Origin of the sequence: Arthrobacter sp. NPDC058127 (genome assembly GCF_042884555.1) — a bacterium.
Taxonomy (GTDB): Bacteria; Actinomycetota; Actinomycetes; order Actinomycetales; family Micrococcaceae; genus Arthrobacter.
This window is the reverse complement of record NZ_JBHVTT010000006.1, coordinates 164,747-182,435: the sequence shown is the minus strand read 5'-3', so window position 1 is coordinate 182,435 and position 17,689 is coordinate 164,747. Positions and strand designations below refer to the sequence as shown.

At 63.1% G+C, this 17,689-nt stretch carries 17 protein-coding genes; 12 read left to right on the top strand and 5 right to left on the bottom strand.

The features are described from left to right. Positions 1-54: 54 nt before the first annotated feature. Entirely contained in the window at positions 55-1,203 is a 1,149-nt protein-coding gene (locus ACFVTG_RS11505) for a helix-turn-helix domain-containing protein (RefSeq protein WP_390280501.1), read from the top strand. A 165-nt stretch (positions 1,204-1,368) separates the two neighbouring features. Here the strand turns inward: ACFVTG_RS11505 and ACFVTG_RS11500 are convergent, their stop codons facing one another. The 4 genes from ACFVTG_RS11500 to ACFVTG_RS11485 form a co-directional block, all read right to left on the bottom strand. After that, complete coding sequence (locus ACFVTG_RS11500) at positions 1,369-2,007, bottom strand: RraA family protein (protein ID WP_284753045.1); 639 nt, start codon at positions 2,005-2,007, stop codon at positions 1,369-1,371. Further along, positions 2,004-2,408 carry a RidA family protein gene (locus tag ACFVTG_RS11495; RefSeq protein ID WP_390280498.1) on the bottom strand — a complete coding sequence of 135 codons (405 nt, stop codon included), beginning with the start codon at positions 2,406-2,408 and terminating at the stop codon, positions 2,004-2,006. The genes ACFVTG_RS11500 and ACFVTG_RS11495 overlap by 4 nt, the downstream gene beginning before the upstream one ends. Beyond that, the gene (locus ACFVTG_RS11490; protein ID WP_390280496.1) at positions 2,405-3,763 is read right to left on the bottom strand and encodes an MFS transporter; all 1,359 of its coding nucleotides are present in this window, start codon (positions 3,761-3,763) and stop codon (positions 2,405-2,407) included. Before ACFVTG_RS11490 ends, ACFVTG_RS11495 begins: the two co-directional genes overlap by 4 nt. A gap of 152 nt (positions 3,764-3,915) precedes the next feature. Beyond that, the gene (locus ACFVTG_RS11485) at positions 3,916-5,133 is read right to left on the bottom strand and encodes a helix-turn-helix domain-containing protein (protein WP_390280494.1); all 1,218 of its coding nucleotides are present in this window, start codon (positions 5,131-5,133) and stop codon (positions 3,916-3,918) included. Positions 5,134-5,285: 152 nt separating this feature from the next. On the opposite strand from ACFVTG_RS11485, the gene ACFVTG_RS11480 reads away from it, so the two are divergent. From ACFVTG_RS11480 to ACFVTG_RS11430, 11 genes are all read left to right on the top strand, one after another. Further along, complete coding sequence (locus ACFVTG_RS11480; protein ID WP_390280492.1) at positions 5,286-6,623, top strand: MFS transporter; 1,338 nt, start codon at positions 5,286-5,288, stop codon at positions 6,621-6,623. Then, positions 6,620-8,251, top strand: coding sequence for a thiamine pyrophosphate-dependent enzyme (locus ACFVTG_RS11475; RefSeq protein ID WP_390280490.1), 1,632 nt, complete (start codon positions 6,620-6,622; stop codon positions 8,249-8,251). The genes ACFVTG_RS11480 and ACFVTG_RS11475 overlap by 4 nt, the downstream gene beginning before the upstream one ends. A gap of 12 nt (positions 8,252-8,263) precedes the next feature. Continuing rightward, on the top strand, positions 8,264-9,670 hold the full coding sequence (locus ACFVTG_RS11470; RefSeq protein WP_390280488.1) for an aldehyde dehydrogenase family protein: 1,407 nt from the start codon (positions 8,264-8,266) through the stop codon (positions 9,668-9,670). A 9-nt stretch (positions 9,671-9,679) separates the two neighbouring features. Then, complete coding sequence (locus ACFVTG_RS11465) at positions 9,680-11,383, top strand: amidohydrolase (protein ID WP_390280486.1); 1,704 nt, start codon at positions 9,680-9,682, stop codon at positions 11,381-11,383. Between the two features lie 26 nt (positions 11,384-11,409). Further along, positions 11,410-12,669 carry a M20 family metallo-hydrolase gene (locus ACFVTG_RS11460; RefSeq protein ID WP_390280484.1) on the top strand — a complete coding sequence of 420 codons (1,260 nt, stop codon included), beginning with the start codon at positions 11,410-11,412 and terminating at the stop codon, positions 12,667-12,669. Between the two features lie 112 nt (positions 12,670-12,781). Further along, entirely contained in the window at positions 12,782-13,222 is a 441-nt protein-coding gene (locus ACFVTG_RS11455) for a hypothetical protein (protein WP_390280482.1), read from the top strand. A gap of 11 nt (positions 13,223-13,233) precedes the next feature. Continuing rightward, positions 13,234-13,662, top strand: coding sequence for a cytotoxic translational repressor of toxin-antitoxin stability system (locus ACFVTG_RS11450; RefSeq protein WP_390280480.1), 429 nt, complete (start codon positions 13,234-13,236; stop codon positions 13,660-13,662). A gap of 661 nt (positions 13,663-14,323) precedes the next feature. Then, the gene (locus ACFVTG_RS11445) at positions 14,324-15,283 is read left to right on the top strand and encodes a GlxA family transcriptional regulator (RefSeq protein WP_390280478.1); all 960 of its coding nucleotides are present in this window, start codon (positions 14,324-14,326) and stop codon (positions 15,281-15,283) included. Between the two features lie 148 nt (positions 15,284-15,431). Further along, positions 15,432-15,737 (top strand): tautomerase family protein, encoded by a 306-nt coding sequence (locus ACFVTG_RS11440; protein WP_284753033.1) that lies wholly within the window; start codon positions 15,432-15,434, stop codon positions 15,735-15,737. A 16-nt stretch (positions 15,738-15,753) separates the two neighbouring features. Beyond that, on the top strand, positions 15,754-16,281 hold the full coding sequence (locus ACFVTG_RS11435) for an NAD(P)H-dependent oxidoreductase (RefSeq protein WP_390280476.1): 528 nt from the start codon (positions 15,754-15,756) through the stop codon (positions 16,279-16,281). A gap of 502 nt (positions 16,282-16,783) precedes the next feature. Further along, positions 16,784-17,470: a hypothetical protein gene (locus tag ACFVTG_RS11430; protein WP_390280474.1), complete on the top strand. Its 687-nt coding sequence runs from the start codon at positions 16,784-16,786 to the stop codon at positions 17,468-17,470. Here ACFVTG_RS11430 and ACFVTG_RS11425 read toward each other — a convergent pair. Then, entirely contained in the window at positions 17,467-17,625 is a 159-nt protein-coding gene (locus ACFVTG_RS11425; RefSeq protein ID WP_390280557.1) for a hypothetical protein, read from the bottom strand. The genes ACFVTG_RS11430 and ACFVTG_RS11425 overlap by 4 nt on opposite strands. Positions 17,626-17,689 lie beyond the last annotated feature (64 nt).

Sequence of the window (17,689 nt, the reverse complement as noted above, 5' to 3'; positions counted from 1 at the left end):
GGCCGTGGCGTCCGGTTCCGCGAGGATGTATGGAGATGCTGTGGGAGGGGCGACATGACGGACGATGAGCAGTGGCTGACTTTGGTCGATGCCGTGGGCAGGCAGCTTCCTGGCCTCGTCGAGAATTTCCTGACCCGGATTCTTCCCGATCCCGCCTACGCCGATTCCGGCCTCACACTTGAAGACCTGCGTCGCAGCAGTTTCAGCTCCTTCTCTGCCATGCTCTCGGCTCTCGGCGGCCGTGCCGAGGATATTGGCGCACTTTCGGTCTTTGCCTCCGAACTTGGCGCCCGGAGGGCACGTCAGGGCGTTCCGCTGGACAGCCTGGTCCGGGCGATTCGCCTCGATTTCTCGGTGCTCTGGGATGCTTTGTCCGCACCGGAGCTGCGCGCAGACCCTGCGTTGTTGGTAAGGAAGGCGGAAGTCGTGTGGGCGACTGTCGACCGCTTCGCGTCCAGCGTCCAAGAGCGGTATTTGAGGGAGTTGGAGGAAATTGAGGGCGCCGATGCCGATCTTCAACAGCAGTATCTGACCCAACTGTTGGCGCCGGCCGAGCCGTCCCCAACTGAGTTGTCACGCATAGCCGGTGCCCTCCGCATCAACCCTCACGCGATGTTTCTTGTAGCGGCCATCGACCGGAACGACGGCCTGCTGATCAGGAGGCGGGTCCGGGCGCGTCCGCCGCGGGACTTTCCTGTGCTGACCTATGACCAAGGGCACCACACTCTTGTCATCCGGCCCCGAACGGTGGACTCCAACGAAAAGCTGAGTTATCAGGAGGCCGCGCTGTTCGACGATGTGGCCGTCGCCGTGGCACCGCACGCCAACGGGATAACAGGAGTGCGCACAGCAGTCAGCGCCGCCCGGGAAATCATGAAAGACCTGCCCATGGGCAGCAAGGGAGTCTTCACGCTCAGGGACCGTTGGCTGTCCATCACAGCACACCGACTCTCGCAAGTGGGCTGTAACCCTGAAACCCTGGTCTTTTCGGCGCTTGGTCGATGTAGCGACCCGGAGCGGGAACGCCTCCTGGAAGCGGTTCGAGCGTTCCTGGAGCTCGGCAGCCTCGTAGCCGTGGCAGACAGGCTCGCCTGCCACCGGAACACCGTTGTCAACAGGCTGGCGGCATTTGAAGGTTACACAGGCCTGGACCTTCAAAAGCCACGGGACAGTGCGTTGGCGCTGCTTGCCATTGGGGGATAGGGTCGCAGGTTCCGGAGTCGCTATTCCCGTGCTGGCATCACGAAGGCCGCGGCGTGGAGACGACTCAAAGCCACACACTCCTGTGTGGCTTTGAGCCTCCGTCTCTGGACAAGTCGAGCGTGCTGCAGCAGCGCGTCGCAAGGCGGCGTGTGGCGGTCAGGCGATTCAGTGCACGAGCAGCGTTTCGAGTGGTTCACCCGCGGCGATTCGTGCCAGCAGTTCCGGCTCGGCCGCGTCCGAGGCCAGTGCCCGCTCCAAGACCGCTGTCGCCTCCTCCTGGGTCAGCACGATCACGCCATTATCGTCACCCAGCACCCAGTCTCCGGGATGAACCTCGACTCCGCCGAACAACACGGGAACGTTGACCGATGATTCCTTGCCGTGCAGCCGCTTGGTGGTGAGGCACGAGGTCCCGCGGGCGAAGACCGGCAGTCCGGTGCTCCGCAACTCCAACAGATCCGTGGCTCGGCCGTCTACAACTATGCCGGCCGCGCCACGGGCCTTGGCAGCTGCTGCCGTCACTGCGCCGACGGGGGCGTGACGGTGGTCGCCATCCATGTCGATCACCAGCACGGCTCCGGGGTACAGCTCTAGGAGTGCACGGTTCATGGCGATCGCATCGTTGTCAACGATTCGGACTGTCACCGCAGGCCCGGCCACCTTTACGCCGTCGAGCAGAGACTGGATCGCCGGATCAACAAATCCGTCCTCAAGAAAGTGTCCGATAGTGGGGTAGCTGACCTCGGCAAGCCGGGCCAACAGGCCTGCCGAGGACCGAAGCTCCGCCGTAGATGCCTGGCTCATGCGAGCACCGCCACGCATTCAATCTCAAGGGATACTCCCCAGAGGCTCACACAGACGGAAGTGCGCGCGGGCTTCGCGGAGCCGAAGTACTCCGTGTAGACGCGGTTGTACTCCTCGAGGTGGTCCTGGCTGGTCAAGTATGTGTTGACCTTGACCACGTGCGCCAGGCTGGAACCTGCTGCCTCCAGTACCGCACGCAGGTTTTCGATCGCCTGCCGGACTTGTCCTTCGAAGGTCTCCGGTTGGTCGTCCAAACCGGTGATGGCCGGGATCTGGCCGGAGGTGAACACGAAACCGTTGGCCATGACCGCGTGGGAGAAAGGTCCGACGGCGGCTGCCTGGCCGGGGACCTCGCCGAGCCGCGTGATGGTGGCCAGGTTCGTCGCTGGGGAATCGCTCACTTCGCGGCCGCGTCCGCTGCATCCACCGGGGCGACGTCGACGGCGTCGATGTTGCCGTGGCGGGTTTCCGTCAGGACGAACAGTGCCGCCAAGGAGATCAGCGCCGCGGCTGTGATGTACCAGGCAATGGATGAGCTCTGGTGCGTCAGGCCAAGGAGCCAGGTGGTGATGAACGGGGTAGCGGCGCTGCCGAGGAGGCCGGAGAGCATGTAGGCCACGGACAATCCCGAGTAGCGGACCTTGGAACCGAAGAGTTCGGCCAGGAACGTGGCGATGGGACCGTAGTTGGCTGCGAAGGCTGTCATCATTCCGAGGTAGGCGACGAACAACAGGGGTACGGACTTGGTGTCCATGAGCCAGAACATCGGGAATGCGAACAACGCCTCAGCGGCCACGCCGGCGTAGATGATCGGCTTGCGGCCGTATTTGTCCGAGAGTTTCCCGAAGAAGGGGATGAGCACAAAGCACAGTGCGCAGGAAGCCAGGACAACCCAGAGCATGAGGCTCTCAGAGTGGCCGAGGTCCTTCTTGCCGTAGGAAACGCCGGAGGCAACCAGCAGGGTGAAGGTGCTCCCGGTAGAGAGGGTGGCGATGCCGCCGAGGACAACTTGCTTCCAGTACTTGGCCATGAGGGCGGCAAAGGGCATTTTCGCCTTGGCGCCGGCGGTCTTGACGGCCTGGAATGACGGGGTTTCCTCGATGTGGAGGCGGATGTAGATGCCGACAGCCACCAGCAGGCAGGAGGCCAGGAACGGGATGCGCCAACCCCAGCTGAGCAGTGCGTCCGAGCTGACGGTGGAAGCGACGATCAGGAACGCGACGTTGGCGATCAAGGTGCCTGCGGGAACGCCTACCTGAACGAGGGAACCGTAGAAACCGCGGCGGGCGGAAGGAGCATGCTCAACGGTCATGAGTACCGCGCCGCCCCACTCGCCGCCCAACGCCAGGCCTTGGATGACGCGCAGCAGAAGCAGCAACAGCGGCGCCATGATGCCGATGGTGTTGTAGTCAGGCAGCAAGCCGATGGCGAAAGTTGCCGCTCCCATGGTGAGAAGGGAGATCAGGAGCATGGATTTGCGGCCGAGCCGGTCACCGAAGTGGCCGAAGATGATGGCGCCCACCATGCGGGCAATGTAGGCCGAGGCGAAGGTGCCGAAGGCCAGCATGGTGCCGACGATCGGGTCGAAGCTGGGGAAGAAGATTTTGTTGAAGACCAAGGCGGACGCTGTTCCGAACACGAACAGGTCGTACCACTCGACAGTGGTGCCGATGACGCTGGCGAGGGCGATTTTGCGCATCTTGGCCAGGTCAAGCCTGGCTGCGGACACGGAGGCGGTATCTACCGTTTGGGCCATGAGAAGCTCCAGATGAGTGTGGGGGCGAGTGCCCGGGTGAGGATGCAGATAACTATCCTGTGTTGCGTACCACACTTCAATGGCTGAATTTCCAGCAAAAAACGACAGAAAATGTGTGTTCACACAACGGCAACTTTCCTTTGTGATAGACCTCAGGCCCAGGCCACCACTAGCCGGGCCGCTTGCGCCGGCACGGCCAGATCGATGCCAGTGAGCTCCTGGAAACGGTTGAGCCGGTTGAGGATGGTGTTCCGGTGGCAAAACAGTTCCTGCGCCGTGGTGGTGATGTTGCCTGTGTGCAGGAAATGGCGCACCGTCTCGGTCAGCCGCTCGCGCTCGCCGTCGCGGCATTCCGAGAGGGCGGACTCAAGATCGGCCCAGAGGTCCAGGCCCGCATCCTGGAGTTGCTGCTTTGCGAGCCGGGCCCACGCAGCTGCGGCCGTCAATGGGCCTCGGTCCGCGGGCTGGAGCAGCAGGGCGAGGCGCTCTGCTGTCCGTGCTGCGGAGGGCAGGGCGCGCAGGCCGGAAAATCCCTCGACATAACCGCAAGGTATTCCGGTGATGGGAGCGGGAACGTAGGCAGGTCCTTCGTCTTGCCGCGGGGTGCCACTGGATCCTCCGCCGTAGGCCCGGGGCAACGCCCAGAACACGTAGGTGCTGCCGCCGAATTCGTGGACGTAGAGGCGTTGGGACGGTTGGAGCCAGCCCCCTTGGGTGGCAATAGTCCGTAGTTTGGAAGCCGCGTCCCCACTCGCGGCCACGATGGAGAACCTTGCTTCCGGGTCCGTGACCAGGGCTGCCGCGGCCTGGCTGATGGTGTCTGCCGATAGCTCGGACTTGCTGAACAACCGGGCGATGAACTCCCGGCGGATGTTCGATTCCTCCTGGGCCATGCGGACCCGTTCGCTCGAATGGCTCGAGTGGGTTTGGGTGGCAAACTCATCGACCACGCGCCACACCTGGTCTACATGGGATGTCAGGAGCACTGCGTCCTCCGTGTCGGAGATTTGCAGGAGATCTGCCCAAAGAATGCTGAAATCGAGGCGCACGGCTGAAATCAGGGCCTCGGGCGAAATTCCGGCACGGGCCCGTTTGGCGCCCAGTTCCGAAGAGAAGCGCGCCAGTGAATCCTGGCTGCCGTGGGAGTTCGAATGGCGGAACCTCTCGTCCCGCAGTCCGTCTATGAGGCGCCGGAAAGTTTCACGTGCCGTGTTCCGCAGTTCCGGGAGGCTCACCCTATTGTCGGCATATTCGGGGATCTCCTGGACGCGCGTCACGAAGAGCTCGACGAGTTCCTCCAGCCGCCCGTGCAGCCCTTCCACGAGCTCACCCCATCGCGCGGCGTCGCCGGTATTCTCCACATTGTGCATTTACACATTCTATGGCCAATATTCCGTGGCGCAGAGCTAGTCTTTTTGGGCGGATCTACTGGCACTATGGGAGTAGTCACTGCCGAGTGAGACCAATCACAACCGGCAGTTCCCCGGTTTTCACGGCATCGTTCGAATCTTTTGGAGTAATCATGGCCAGCAGCGCAGGCAGCGCCCCAGCGGATCTGACTCCCGGGATGCCCCGCACAGTCGATGAGAGGGTTACCAGGAAGGTCGCCCTCGCCGCCCTCGTAGGCACAGCGTTGGAGTGGTACGACTTCTTCCTCTTCACCACCGCGGCCGCCCTGGTGTTCAACGCGCAATTTTTCGTCTCGCAGGATCCGTTCGTGGCGGCGATGGGCTCCTTCGCCACGCTCGCCGTCGGGTTCGTAGCCCGTCCCATCGGTGGGTTCATCTTCGGCGCCCTCGGCGACAAAGTGGGCCGCAAGAAGATCCTCATGGTCACCATCGTCGGAATCGGCGTCGTCACCGGCCTGATCGGCTTGCTGCCGAACTACATGACCATCGGCCTGGCCGCGCCTATCCTGCTGGTGGCCCTGCGGATCGTGCAGGGCCTCGCCGTCGGTGGCGAATGGAGCGGCGCGGTGATCATCGCCGTCGAAAACGCCCCGGTTGCCAAGCGTGCCCGCTATGCGGCGCTGCCGCAGATCGGTTCACCGATCGGCACCATCCTGTCCTCCGGAGGCTTCTTCGGCATGCTCTTCCTCGTGGGTCAGAACAATTTCGACGCGTGGGGTTGGCGCATTCCGTTCATCGCAGCTATCCCTCTCCTGGCCATCTCCATGTGGATCCGCAGCAGGCTCAGCGAGTCGCCCGAATTCGAAGCCCTCATGGAATCCGGCGAGACCGAGCACGCCCCCATCCGTGGCGTGCTGAAGAACAGTTGGCGCCAGATCCTGGTGGGCATGTGCTCGGCACTGCTCGGCATCGGCGGCTTCTACCTCATCACCAGCTTTGTGGTCTTCTACGGCACCAAGGTCCTGAAGCTGCCGTCCGAACTGCTTCTCCTGGGCACCCTCCTCGCTGCCGCACTCGAAATCGGAGCCCTGGTCTGGGCTGGCAGGATGGGCGAAAAATTCGGTGCCAGCAAAGTCATCTTGTGGGGCGGTGTGGCCTCGGCCTTCATTGCGGTCCCTGTTTTCCTGGCCATCGACAGCCGCAACTCCGTCCTGGTGGTCGTCGGCATGATGATCGGCGTCGCTGTACTGTCCATCCCGTACGCCGTCTCGGGCACGGCGCTGACGGCACTGTTCGCCACCAAGGTCCGCTACACGGGCGTCGCCATCACTTCCAATACCGCGGGCGTCATCTCCGGCTTCGTGCCCCTGATCGCCACAGCGCTGGTGGCCGCCAACGGCAACTCATATTGGCCCGGCGCCATCATTCTCCTGATTGTTTCCGTACTGACCGCTCTGTCCGGCATCTTCCTGCCCGGCCTGAGTATCAAAGAAGAAGGAATGAAGCATTGAGCACCACTACAGCAGGCCACCTCATCGTCGAGCAGCTTGAACGCGCAGGCATCAAACGGGTCTACGGCGTCCCCGGCGAGAGCTACCTGGATGTCCTGGACGGACTCCACGACTCCTCGATCGAGACCATCGTGACCCGCCACGAAGGCGGAGCAGGTTTCATGGCGCTGGCCGAGGGCCGCCTCACGGAACTCCCCGGCGTCGCCATGGTGACGCGCGGCCCCGGTGCCGCCAACGCGTTCATCGCTATCCATACGGCACACCAGGACGCGACACCCATGATTTTGTTCGTGGGCCTCATCCCCGTGGCGGATCGCGGCCGGGAATCCTTCCAGGAATTCGACATCAACGCCTGGTTCGGCAGCACCGCAAAGAAAGTCGTCACGCTCGACGACGCCGCTTCCGCCGCCCGCGTGGTGGACGACGCAATCTTCACGTCCCTCAGCGGACGCCCAGGTCCTGTGGTCATCGGGCTGCCCGAAGATGTGCTGGTGCACACCATTGATGAAGACACCGTGGAGCCGCGCAAGGTCTCCCGTCCCGGTCCCTCAGCCGCGGCCTTGGCCGAGTTGGAAACGCGGCTCGCCGCGGCCAACAAACCGCTCATCGTGGTGGGTGGCGAAGGTTGGACGAAAGAATCCGGGGACGCCCTGGCCGCCTGGGCGGCACGCCACAACGTCCCGGTCGTGGCCGATTTCCGCGCCTACGACGCCGTCCCGCACAGCAGCGAGTCCTACGCCGGCTTCCTCGGCTACGGCCGCAGCGACGTCACCGCGGCCCTCCTGGACGACGCCGACCTGCTCGTTTTCCTCGGTTGCGTCCGCGGCGACGTCCTCTCCGACGGTTATACCCGAGGCCTCAAGGCCACCACCGTGGTAGTCAACCCGGACCCGGACCTGCTGGGCCACTTCGGCCGAGTGGACCAGCACCTCACTGCTGACGTTTCGGCGTTTTCGCTGGCCATCGCGGACACTGACTCTGCCGTGCGGCCTGCCGCGGGCTGGTTCCAGGATGCCCGGGCAAGTTACCTCAAGTTCTCTGCGGCCCAGCCCGACGGGGTCCACGGAGTGGACACAAACACAGTGGATCTCGGCGTCGTGATGGAGATCCTCAAGCAAGAGATGGACGACGACGCCGTCCTCACCTTCGGCGCGGGCAACCACGCCCTGTGGCCGGCTCGCTACCTGAAGCACGACAGCGCCAACTCCCTTGCCGCTCCGCGCAACGGAGCCATGGGCATGGGAATCCCGGCAGCCGTTGCGGCCTCGCTGGCATACCCCGGCCGTCAGGTCATCTCAGTGGCTGGCGACGGTTGTTTCATGATGAACGGCCAGGAAATCGCGACGGCCATGGGTCACGGAGCACGGTTCATTGTGCTGGTAGTGGACAACGGCATCTTCGCCACTATCCGCGAGCACCAGGAAGCCCACTACCCGGGCCGCCCATCCGGCACGCACATGACCAACCCGGACTTCGCGGCACTGGCCCGCTCCTACGGCGGCTACGGCGAGCGCGTGGACAGGGCGGAAGACTTCGCCGCCGCGTTCCGCCGCGCCGTCGACTCCGGCCTTCCTGCCGTGCTGCACCTCCCGCAGGACCCCACCACCCGTTCCCCCAAGAGCAACTGACTGGAGCCCCACGTGATCACGCTCAAGAACATCATCAACGGCCAAGCGGTCGACGCCGCGGCGAGCCTGCCCTTCTTCGATCCACGGACGGGGGCACAGGTCGGCACGGCCCCGGATAGTGACTCGGCCGCCGTCGACCTCGCCTTCCAAGCCGCTGCCGCCGCTTTCAAGAGCTACAAGCGCACGACGCCGGGCGAGCGCCAGGCGCTGCTGCTGCAGCTCGCTGACCTCATCGAAGCCAACGTGGACCGGCTGCTGGACGCCGAGGTTGCGTGCACCGGCAAGCCGCGTGCCGTCACCCGCGAACTGGAGATCCTGCGTGGCGCGGACCAATTGCGCTTCTTCGCCGGAGCCTGCCGCGTCGTGTCCGGCACCGCGTCCACCGAGTACGTGCAGGGCTTCACGTCCACCATCCGGCGCGAACCGCTGGGTGTGGTCGCGCAGATCACCCCGTGGAACTACCCGTTCATGATGGCCGTCTGGAAGATCGGCCCGGCGCTGGCGGCCGGGAACACGCTGGTCTTGAAGCCCGCTGACACCACTCCTTGGTCCACCGTGATCCTGGGCGAGCTGGCCCAGCAGGTGTACCCGGCGGGCGTGGTGAACATCGTCTGTGGAGGCCGCAAGGCCGGTGCCGCCATGGTGGACCACGAGATCCCGGAGATGGTGTCCATCACGGGTTCCACCAGGGCAGGCGCTCAGGTCATGTCCGCCGCGGCCAAGACGCTGAAGGATGTCCACTTGGAGCTGGGCGGAAAGGCACCGGCGATCGTTTTCGCCGACGTCGATGTCCAGCAGACAGCCCGCGAACTGGCCCTGAGCGCGTTCTTCAATGCGGGCCAGGACTGCACCGCCGTGACCCGGGTCCTGGTTCACGCGCACATTCACGAGGAGTTCGCCAAGGCCCTTGGCGCTGCGGCCGCCGCGCTGACCCTCGGCGATGACAGTTCGGACCTCGGGCCGCTGAACAGCGCCGCGCAGCTGGAGCGCGTGGAGGGCTTCATGACCCGGCTTCCGGCCAACGCCACCGTCCTGTCCGGCGGGAAGCGCACCGGCACTGGGTACTACTTCGAACCGACGGTGATCGACGGCGTCTTCCAGACTGACGAGGTGGTGTGCGACGAGATCTTCGGCCCCGTAGTCACGGTCCAACCTTTCGCCACCGAGGAAGAGGCGCTTGAGCTGGCCAACGGGACGAAGTACGCCCTGGCCTCGAGCGTTTGGTCCAACAACCACGGCGTGGTCACTCGGGTGTCCAATGAGCTCGACTTCGGCGCCGTGTGGATCAATTGCCACCAAGTCATTCCGGCCGAGGCGCCTCACGGCGGTTTCAAGCACTCCGGCACGGGCAAGGACCTCTCCGTCTTCGGGCTGGAGGACTACACCCGGATCAAGTCCGTCACCACCTCGCACCGCTAGGCCATTGGCATGAAACTCGATCTGCTCCTACGCAACGCCAACATCATCACGATGGACCCGGACCGTCCCTGCGCACGCTCGCTGGGTATCTGGCAAGGCCTTGTGGTGGGACTCGACGAAGACCTGGATGGCCTCGCCACCGCAGAGATCCTCGACCTCGGCGGTGCCACCGTCACACCGGGCTTCATCGATGCGCACTGCCACACCACGTGGTTCGGGCTGGGCCTGGCCGAGCTGGATGTGTCCAAGGCGCGGGGCCTGGGGGAGTTGTACGCGTTGCTGGAAGATGCTGTCTCCGCTTCCGGCAACGACGCCGCTGGCGTTAAGGCAAAGGCCTGGCTCATGGCCACGGGCTTCAGCCAGCAGCAGCACGGCGGCGAGTTCCCGGACATCCGTGAACTTGACCGCATTACGGGGGAGCAGCCGCTTTTCATGCGGCACAACTCCGGGCACATGGCCGTGGTCAACACAGCCGCGCTGCGGCTGGCAGGTGCCGAGTCGCCGTCGTACGCGGATCCCGAGGGCGGCGTGATCGTCCGCGACGCGGCGGGGCGTCCCACCGGACTCGTACAGGAGACGGCGCAGGCGCTGATCCAGGAGCTGATCCTGCCGTACTCGGTCGGCGAGATCGAGGCAGCCCTGGAGCGGGCCACGCGCCACTATGCCTCCGAGGGCATCACGAGCTTCACCGAAGCGGGCGTGGGCGGCGGCTGGATCGGGCACAGCCCGGTGGAACTCGCCGCGTACCAACGGGCCGCGGCCAACGGCAAACTCCATGCGAGAGCCCAAGTGATGCCGGTGCTGGACGTTTTGCACCGGCTTGGCGGTCATGGCGACGACGGTTCAGGTGCTGCATGCCTGGATTTGGGCATCACAAGTGGGTTCGGCAACGAGTACCTCTCCCTTGGCCCCGCCAAGGTCTTCCTCGACGGTTCGCTCCTTGGCGAAACCGCCGCGGTCAGCCACGAATACTGCAGTCACGGGCAAAAGGACAACACCGGCAACACGGGCTACTTCCAAGCCGAACCTGCCCTGCTGCGGGAACGGATCGAGGCCGCTTATGCTGCCGGGTGGTCTGTCGCGGCGCACGCCATCGGAGACCGGGCTGTGGACCTCGCGATCGACATTCTTGCGGAGTGCGACTCGAAGTACGGACCGCGCGTTTTGCCGAACCGGATCGAGCACGCTTCCATGACCAGGCCGGAACAGCTCGAACGGCTTGCCGCCCTTGGCCTTGCAGTGACGCCGCAGGCCAGCTTCTTCCATGAGGGCGGCGACGGCATGTCGGCGTCGCTCGGTCCCGAGCGACTGCGTTGGGCCTACCGCGCGTCGTCGTTCCTGTCCGCTGGGGTGACCTTGGCAGGGAGCTCCGACCGTCCCGTCGCAGACGGCAACGTTCTCCGCGGAATGCAGGCCTTCGTGGACCGGAGGACATCCTCCGGTGCGGTGTTCGGCAACCCGGCGGAGCGGCTTTCCCCGTACGAGGCACTAGCCGCTTACACCACGGGAGCGGCCGCGGCCACAGGGATGCCGGCCGTAAAGGGCTCTTTGGCCCCGCGCAAGCTTGCCGACTTCACCGTCCTGTCCGGCTCGCCGCTTGACGCCGGCAATATTGCAGAGCTGCAGGTGCTCGCGACAGCCGTCGGCGGCCGTTTCACCCACAACACTTTGACCGCGCTTCAACACAGTTCACAGATTCAGCACTCTTCTTAGATTCAACACAGTTCATAGGGGAACCAATGACTTCCACCACCAGATTCACCGCCCAGGACACGGACTTCGTCCAGGACTTCCACACCATGAGCGCTTTCGGCGCCACCGCGAACGGCGGCGTGGACCGGCAGGCTGCCAGCCAGCCCGACGGCGAACAGCGGCACTGGCTCACGAGCCTGCTGGAAGCCCGGGGCTTCACAGTCCGTTTTGACCAGATCGGCAACCAGTGGGGACTCTACGAGGCCGTCGCGGGAGCTCCGTTCGTTGTGGTTGGCTCACACATGGATTCCCAGCCGACCGCGGGACGTTACGACGGTGCCTACGGAGTCCTGGCCGCCGCGCATGCGGCCTTCCGGCTGGTTGACCAGTGGAACGCGCCCGGAGCTGAGGCACCCAAGTTCAACATCGCCGTCGTGAACTGGTTCAACGAGGAAGGCAGCCGCTTCAAGCCCTCCATGATGGGGTCTTCCGTGTACACCGGCAAGCTCCCGCTGGACACGGCGCTGGCCACCATGGACGCTGCCGGGATTTCCGTGCAGGACGCCCTCGATGCCATCGCATGCCGCGGGGCCTTCGAAGGCCCCGAAGCGGCATACTGCGCCGAAATCCACATCGAACAAGGCCGCAGCATGGAGCGGGAAGGCATCACGATTGGCCTGGTTTCCTCCAACTGGGCGGCCAATAAGTACGAATTCGTGGTCCACGGCGAGCAAGCACACACCGGCTCCACCGTCATCGCGGACCGCAAGGACGCCCTTTTGGGAGCTTCGATGCTGGTGGTCGCCGCTAGGGACATCGCCAACCGGTTCCCCGGAGCGCTCCACACCTCGGTGGGGCAATTGAACGTCTACCCCAACTCGCCCGTTGTGGTCCCGTCCCGGGTCAGCCTGCTGTTGGACCTGCGGAGTGCCGACGAATCCGTACTCGCCCAGGCCGATGCCCTGCTGCACGAGCGCATTGCGGAAATCGAGGCGCTTGCCAACGTTTCCGTGGAACAGCACCATTCGCACTCGTGGCCGGTCACTCCTTACCAGCCCGAGGGCGTCGAACTCGCCGCCAAGGTTGCCGCCGACCTGGGGCTGTCCAACAAGGAAGTCATGACCTTGGCCGGGCACGATTCCACCAATATGAAGGACATCGTTCCCACGGTGATGCTCTTTGTTCCCAGCGTCGACGGCATCTCCCACAATGAGCACGAATACACCAAGGACGAGGACATCGTTGCAGGCCTGGCGATGCTCACTGAAGTAGTCAACAGGCTCTGCAACGGAGCGCTCGAGGACTAGATCGTGCGAACACAATGCCCACTTTTGCCGTTGAACTGGGCCGTACCGGCACGGACACGACGCAGACGTAGACGTACTTGACGTACCTGATGTACGTGCGGATGATTGATAGATGAGCACCCCCGCACGTGAGAGAGTCGGTGGACACGTCTACGGGTTTACCCAAGCACGGGATTCGTTGAAGACGATCCTCGATGCCAGCGAGCGGGGAGGGCTGTCCACGATACGGCGGCCCGACCGAGCTACGGCCGCCGTCGTCAATGGAGAGAGCTTGCGCCGGTATCTGGAATTGACGGTCGTCGCCAATGTCCAGGTCGTGAATGAGGACGGAGCATGGTCTGTCTTCATGCCGGGGCGGCCTTTTGCCGCTGAGGCCACGGAACTGGCTGATGCCTTGGCGGACTTCGTCGATGCTTTGCGGGACTACGCGGAGGATTGGGAGGACCATTTGCACGCGGCGCCCAATCACCGCGAGAACTGGGCCTTGGTTCAGCTCATTGACCTGTGCACCGATCAGCAATTGACCGCCTGGCTCACCGGCTCGGTGGCATGAGCGTCCGACGCGTGGGCGGACGGGACGACCATGAGAAGTTCTGTCTAACCGAGCGCTGGGAACTCGTGACGAATGCCCGCGGGAAACCAGTGCGCCATCACGCGACCTACCGGTTGAGTCTGCAAGATGGACGGATCTTGCGGACCCGGATTTCCCGCCCGGTTGATCTCACCACGTATTCAAGTTCGATCTGGAACCATATTCTTCAAGACCAGCTCGAAGTCAGTGAGGATGAGTTTTGGGCATGCGTCGATGACGGAGCCTTGCCTGCCCGCGGATTGGCAGCCCCTCCTGCTTCGGCTATTCCCCTGGCGCTGGTCTGGCAACTCACCCACACCGTTGGAATGAATGAACGAGATGTTGCCCGCATGACGAAGGAGCAGGCCGTTCAGGCGATCAACGATTACTGGATGTCGCAAGGGGGAGGACAGGACGATTGAGACGTTTCCCCGGTTGCTCGGACAGGCCGCATTTGCAATAGCGGACATGCGTCTCCGTGAAAAATGTCGGACTGGGCATGGGTGATAGTTCTGTATCAGGACATCGGTGACGCTTCCGGCAGGGGGCCTCGGCCCTCTGACTGTGCACAGATCACCTTTCTATTGGGCCATTCTGGGCTCGTTTTTGTTGGTGGCCGTTGGTTTGGCAGGGTGTTGGGGGCGCCGTCTCGGTGGTCGGGTACATCCGCATTGATTCGCCGCTGACAGTCCAGGCTGCCTGTCAGTCTTGGGTTGTCGTTCTGATAGCGGGGCCGATGGGCAAGAAGCCGAAAGCGTCGATTTCTCAAGGAAACGGGGTTCCGCATCCACTGCTAATACCGTGGTTTTGAGACTTACAATTTAAGAACCGGCACCGAAGCAATCAGTGAATGCATAGAAACCAAAGCGGAACTGGGTAACAAGGTTACGGATCTCTTCAACCCGGAAGGGTGATGAGCAACATCGGCATGATGACGGTGTTTGAGTCGTCCTGTGCTTGCATCGAGTGTCGTCCGGCGCGAACTTACGGGTCAAGTTTGATGATTATTGAAGGGCATCCAGACGCGTGCCTGTTGGCGTACGCTGTGCGCAGCGCCACGTTTTGGAGAGACTACGGTGAGAAGTGAGTGATCGAAGCCGGGCTATCGGGTTCTTGATCCATGACAACGTGACAATGATCGATGTTGCCGGGCCCGCTGACGTGTTTCATCATGCGAATGCCTTTGGGGCCCATTACGACACTGTCTTGGTTTCCAGCGACGGCAAAGCCAAGCAAGCTTCCAACGGACACTATTTGACCGCCGAGGCCGCAGCCGGAGAGACAGGCGCCTTGGACACCGTCATCGTTCCGGGCGCATATGGGATGGTGTCCAGGCCTTTCGGGCAGGAACTTGTCGAGGCAGTTTCCCATGTAACGAATGATGCCGGGCGGGTCGCTTCCGTCTGTACCGGTGCATTTCTCCTGGCACACGGGGGCTTGCTGAACTACCGGAACGCGACCACTCATTGGACCCAGGTCGAACGGTTCAGGAGGTCATATCCGCTGGTGCGTGTCGTGCCTGATGCGTTGTTTGTGCAGGACGGTTCGTTCATCACCTCGGCGGGCATCAGTTCCGGGACGGACCTGGCGTTGTTCATGGTTGAGGAGGACTACGGCCCGGACGTTGCCCGGGCCGTGGTCCGTCAAATGGTCATTTTCAATCAACGGCCGGGAGGGCAATCCCAGCGCTCTGTCGCCGTCCGGGTGGGCGTTCCCCGGGACCGCGTCCTCAGAAAGCTTTTGGACCGCATTACGGCCGATCCCGGCGCGGATTACTCGATTGACGCTATGGCTGCCTTGACGAATCTCAGCGCCAGCAGCCTTGCGCGGCTGTTTCAAGAGGGGACCAACACCACCCCTGGTCGATACGTCGAAACGGTGCGGATCGAAGCGGCTCAGGCAATGCTCCAGAGGGGAGCCACCGTCGCCGCCGCGGCTGCCGCAAGCGGATTTGGAAGTGCTGAGACGATGAGGCGGGTCTTCACGCAGAAGATCGGAATGAGTCCCTCGCTGTATCTGGAACGCCTCCTGTCGCAGCCCTGATGGTTCCCGGGACCTCCCCATCTGCCTCCGAGACACCCTGACGGTATCTGTGGGGTGATTGACGGCATTCGCGGGTCCGCCGACGCCGCCCGTGGTCAAAGCTTGGTATATCCGGGCAATCCGGAGCACCTACAAAGAGGAGAACGCAATGCCGTTCGTAAATGTCAAGCTCGTCGACGGCGTCTTCACGGAAGATGAAAAGCACCGGATGGCGGCAGCCCTCACGGACGTCATGGTGAAGTTCGAAGGATCTGAAGCTTTCCGCGAGGTGGTCTGGGTGCTCATTGAGGAACTGCACACAGACGGTTGGCACATCGGCGGCCTGCCTTTCAGGGGACCGGCCAGCCTGATGGACGGACTGGCGCGCTCCAAGAGCCTTTACGAGTCCATCGATGGGCACCCGGTTACTCGACCGGAACTGGCCGAGAAGGCACCTGTGCAGGAAAGTGAGTGAGTCGTTGGATCAGAGCATGAAGACAGCACTTATCGTCGGCCACCCGGACCTGCGCAGTTCACGCATCAACGCCGCGTTGTTCGAGGAGTCAAAGTCCATTGAGGAGGTTCACACCCGGGTCCTTTCCGAGCTGTATGGGACGGACTCCATTGATATCCAGGCCGAACAGGACGCGATCGCGGGGGCAGAGCACATCGTGCTGCAATACCCCACCTATTGGTACGCCATGCCTTCAATTCTCAAACGCTGGCTGGACGAGGTCCTGACCCGGGGTTGGGCCTACGGGACCGGCACTCCCGGAGCGCTGGCGGGTAAGTCGCTCCGGATTGTCACAACCACTGGCGGCGCCTTCGACGGCTACGGTCCAAACGGCCTCCATGGCTGGGAGTACGAAGCAATGCTTGTGCCGTTAAAGGCAACAGCGCGGCGACTCGGCATGGCATGGCGGGAACCGCTGGTCATCCACGGCGTCCGGGAGTTGGATGACGCCGGCATTCAGCGCCTTCGAAGCAGCTTTCATCAGCTGCTTTGTAGTCATCGCTAGCTATGTCACCGATCTCGACGACATTGACGAGGCCCGGCAATGTCAACTGTTTCTGGGCCCATCGGCCCCGGAAACATTTGTAGGCCCTTCTCACGTCAAATGGGCAGAAGAGTGCCCGCGGAAATTGATTCGGTGTCCAACTTCAGTTGATCCCATGTGGTCAACTGAAGTTGGGTAATTCCAACTGGTCGTGACGCTTCGGATTGTGAACGGCGGGACGGGGCCAGGCCGAAACTTTGGGAGCCGGGACCGGGGTCCAACTGGACTCTGCGATGCCCCGGCGTTTGGCACCTTATGGCAGCTTCAGGGGTACCAGGCCCCTTGGGCCTGCTGCAATTTGGTTCCATAACGATGGAAGCACGCCGCGCGCGGCGGCTTCCAGTTGAACCCAATGTAACTGTGCGGCAGGCCGGCGCGGGCCTGGAATCCCGCCAGACGGCGGGCTATTCCTCTTCAGCCCCGGGAGTCCTACACTGTGCGGGAGGACCACCCGGGAGACCCGATGAAAAAGAGGAAGATACTGACAGTGGTGTTGGCCTCGCTCCTGGCCGTGGCCAGCGCCCTGGCTGCCCCCGCGGCGCATTCGGCGGAAGCGTCGGTGAAAGTCCTGGACACCACCGCCACCATCACCGACCCGGGCTGGTTCGTCAGTGCCTACAATGCGGGCTTCCGTCTGTACGTGATGCATTCAACCGCGTGGGGGACCTGTACTCCATGGGACCGGACACAAACGCAGCTCAAGATGGCGCTGGACGCCGGACTCAGGATTGCCGTCTACACCCGCAACGCGGAATGCTGGGAGGGCGGCATAGAGGCCACCGGTCCGTACCGTGAGCAGCTGGAGTTCTTTGCACTGGACGTCGAGCTAGGCGAACCACCCATTACCAGGAACATGGTGGACGGAATCCGGGACATGGGCGTGCGGCCCATTGTTTACGGCATTCACACGCACTGGCCCTTGATAATGGGCGATAGCAGCGAGTTCTCGGATCTTCCGCTGTGGGACGGGGATTTCCATGACTTCGACTACGCGCATTGGACTCCAGACCTTCTTTCGCCCGCGCCGGTTTCCTACGGCGGCTGGAACGTGCCGGGGAACATGCGTGTCGGTGTCCAGCAAAAACTCGGCCAGGACATCGGCGGAATCCACGTCGACCTCAACTCCTTCAACCCGGACTTCTTGCGCTAGTCGGTCTCAGTGTCCCGCACCGGTACGTCGCAGCGTTTCACGCTGCCCTCGTGCAGGGCCAGCGCGCTCATGACCACGGCAAAGTGGCTGAACGCCTGCGGCGTGTTGCCCAGTTGCCGGCCGGTTTCCCGCTCCTCGCTCAGCAACCCTTCCATGCTGGAAACAGCGGCTCAATCACGTGCCACGCTTCATAGATACCAAAACGATTCCCCGCGGCAC

What these genes read in the sequence shown, in the direction of transcription:
- ACFVTG_RS11505 (WP_390280501.1), top strand. Translation starts at nt 55, where the DNA reads ATGACGGACGATGAGCAGTGGCTGACTTTGGTCGATGCCGTGGGCAGG.
- ACFVTG_RS11500 (WP_284753045.1), bottom strand. Translation starts at nt 2,007, where the DNA reads ATGAGCCAGGCATCTACGGCGGAGCTTCGGTCCTCGGCAGGCCTGTTG.
- ACFVTG_RS11490 (WP_390280496.1), bottom strand. Translation starts at nt 3,763, where the DNA reads ATGGCCCAAACGGTAGATACCGCCTCCGTGTCCGCAGCCAGGCTTGAC.
- ACFVTG_RS11485 (WP_390280494.1), bottom strand. Translation starts at nt 5,133, where the DNA reads ATGCACAATGTGGAGAATACCGGCGACGCCGCGCGATGGGGTGAGCTC.
- ACFVTG_RS11480 (WP_390280492.1), top strand. Translation starts at nt 5,286, where the DNA reads ATGGCCAGCAGCGCAGGCAGCGCCCCAGCGGATCTGACTCCCGGGATG.
- ACFVTG_RS11465 (WP_390280486.1), top strand. Translation starts at nt 9,680, where the DNA reads ATGAAACTCGATCTGCTCCTACGCAACGCCAACATCATCACGATGGAC.
- ACFVTG_RS11460 (WP_390280484.1), top strand. Translation starts at nt 11,410, where the DNA reads ATGACTTCCACCACCAGATTCACCGCCCAGGACACGGACTTCGTCCAG.
- ACFVTG_RS11455 (WP_390280482.1), top strand. Translation starts at nt 12,782, where the DNA reads ATGAGCACCCCCGCACGTGAGAGAGTCGGTGGACACGTCTACGGGTTT.
- ACFVTG_RS11440 (WP_284753033.1), top strand. Translation starts at nt 15,432, where the DNA reads ATGCCGTTCGTAAATGTCAAGCTCGTCGACGGCGTCTTCACGGAAGAT.
- ACFVTG_RS11435 (WP_390280476.1), top strand. Translation starts at nt 15,754, where the DNA reads ATGAAGACAGCACTTATCGTCGGCCACCCGGACCTGCGCAGTTCACGC.
- ACFVTG_RS11430 (WP_390280474.1), top strand. Translation starts at nt 16,784, where the DNA reads ATGAAAAAGAGGAAGATACTGACAGTGGTGTTGGCCTCGCTCCTGGCC.
- ACFVTG_RS11425 (WP_390280557.1), bottom strand. Translation starts at nt 17,625, where the DNA reads ATGGAAGGGTTGCTGAGCGAGGAGCGGGAAACCGGCCGGCAACTGGGC.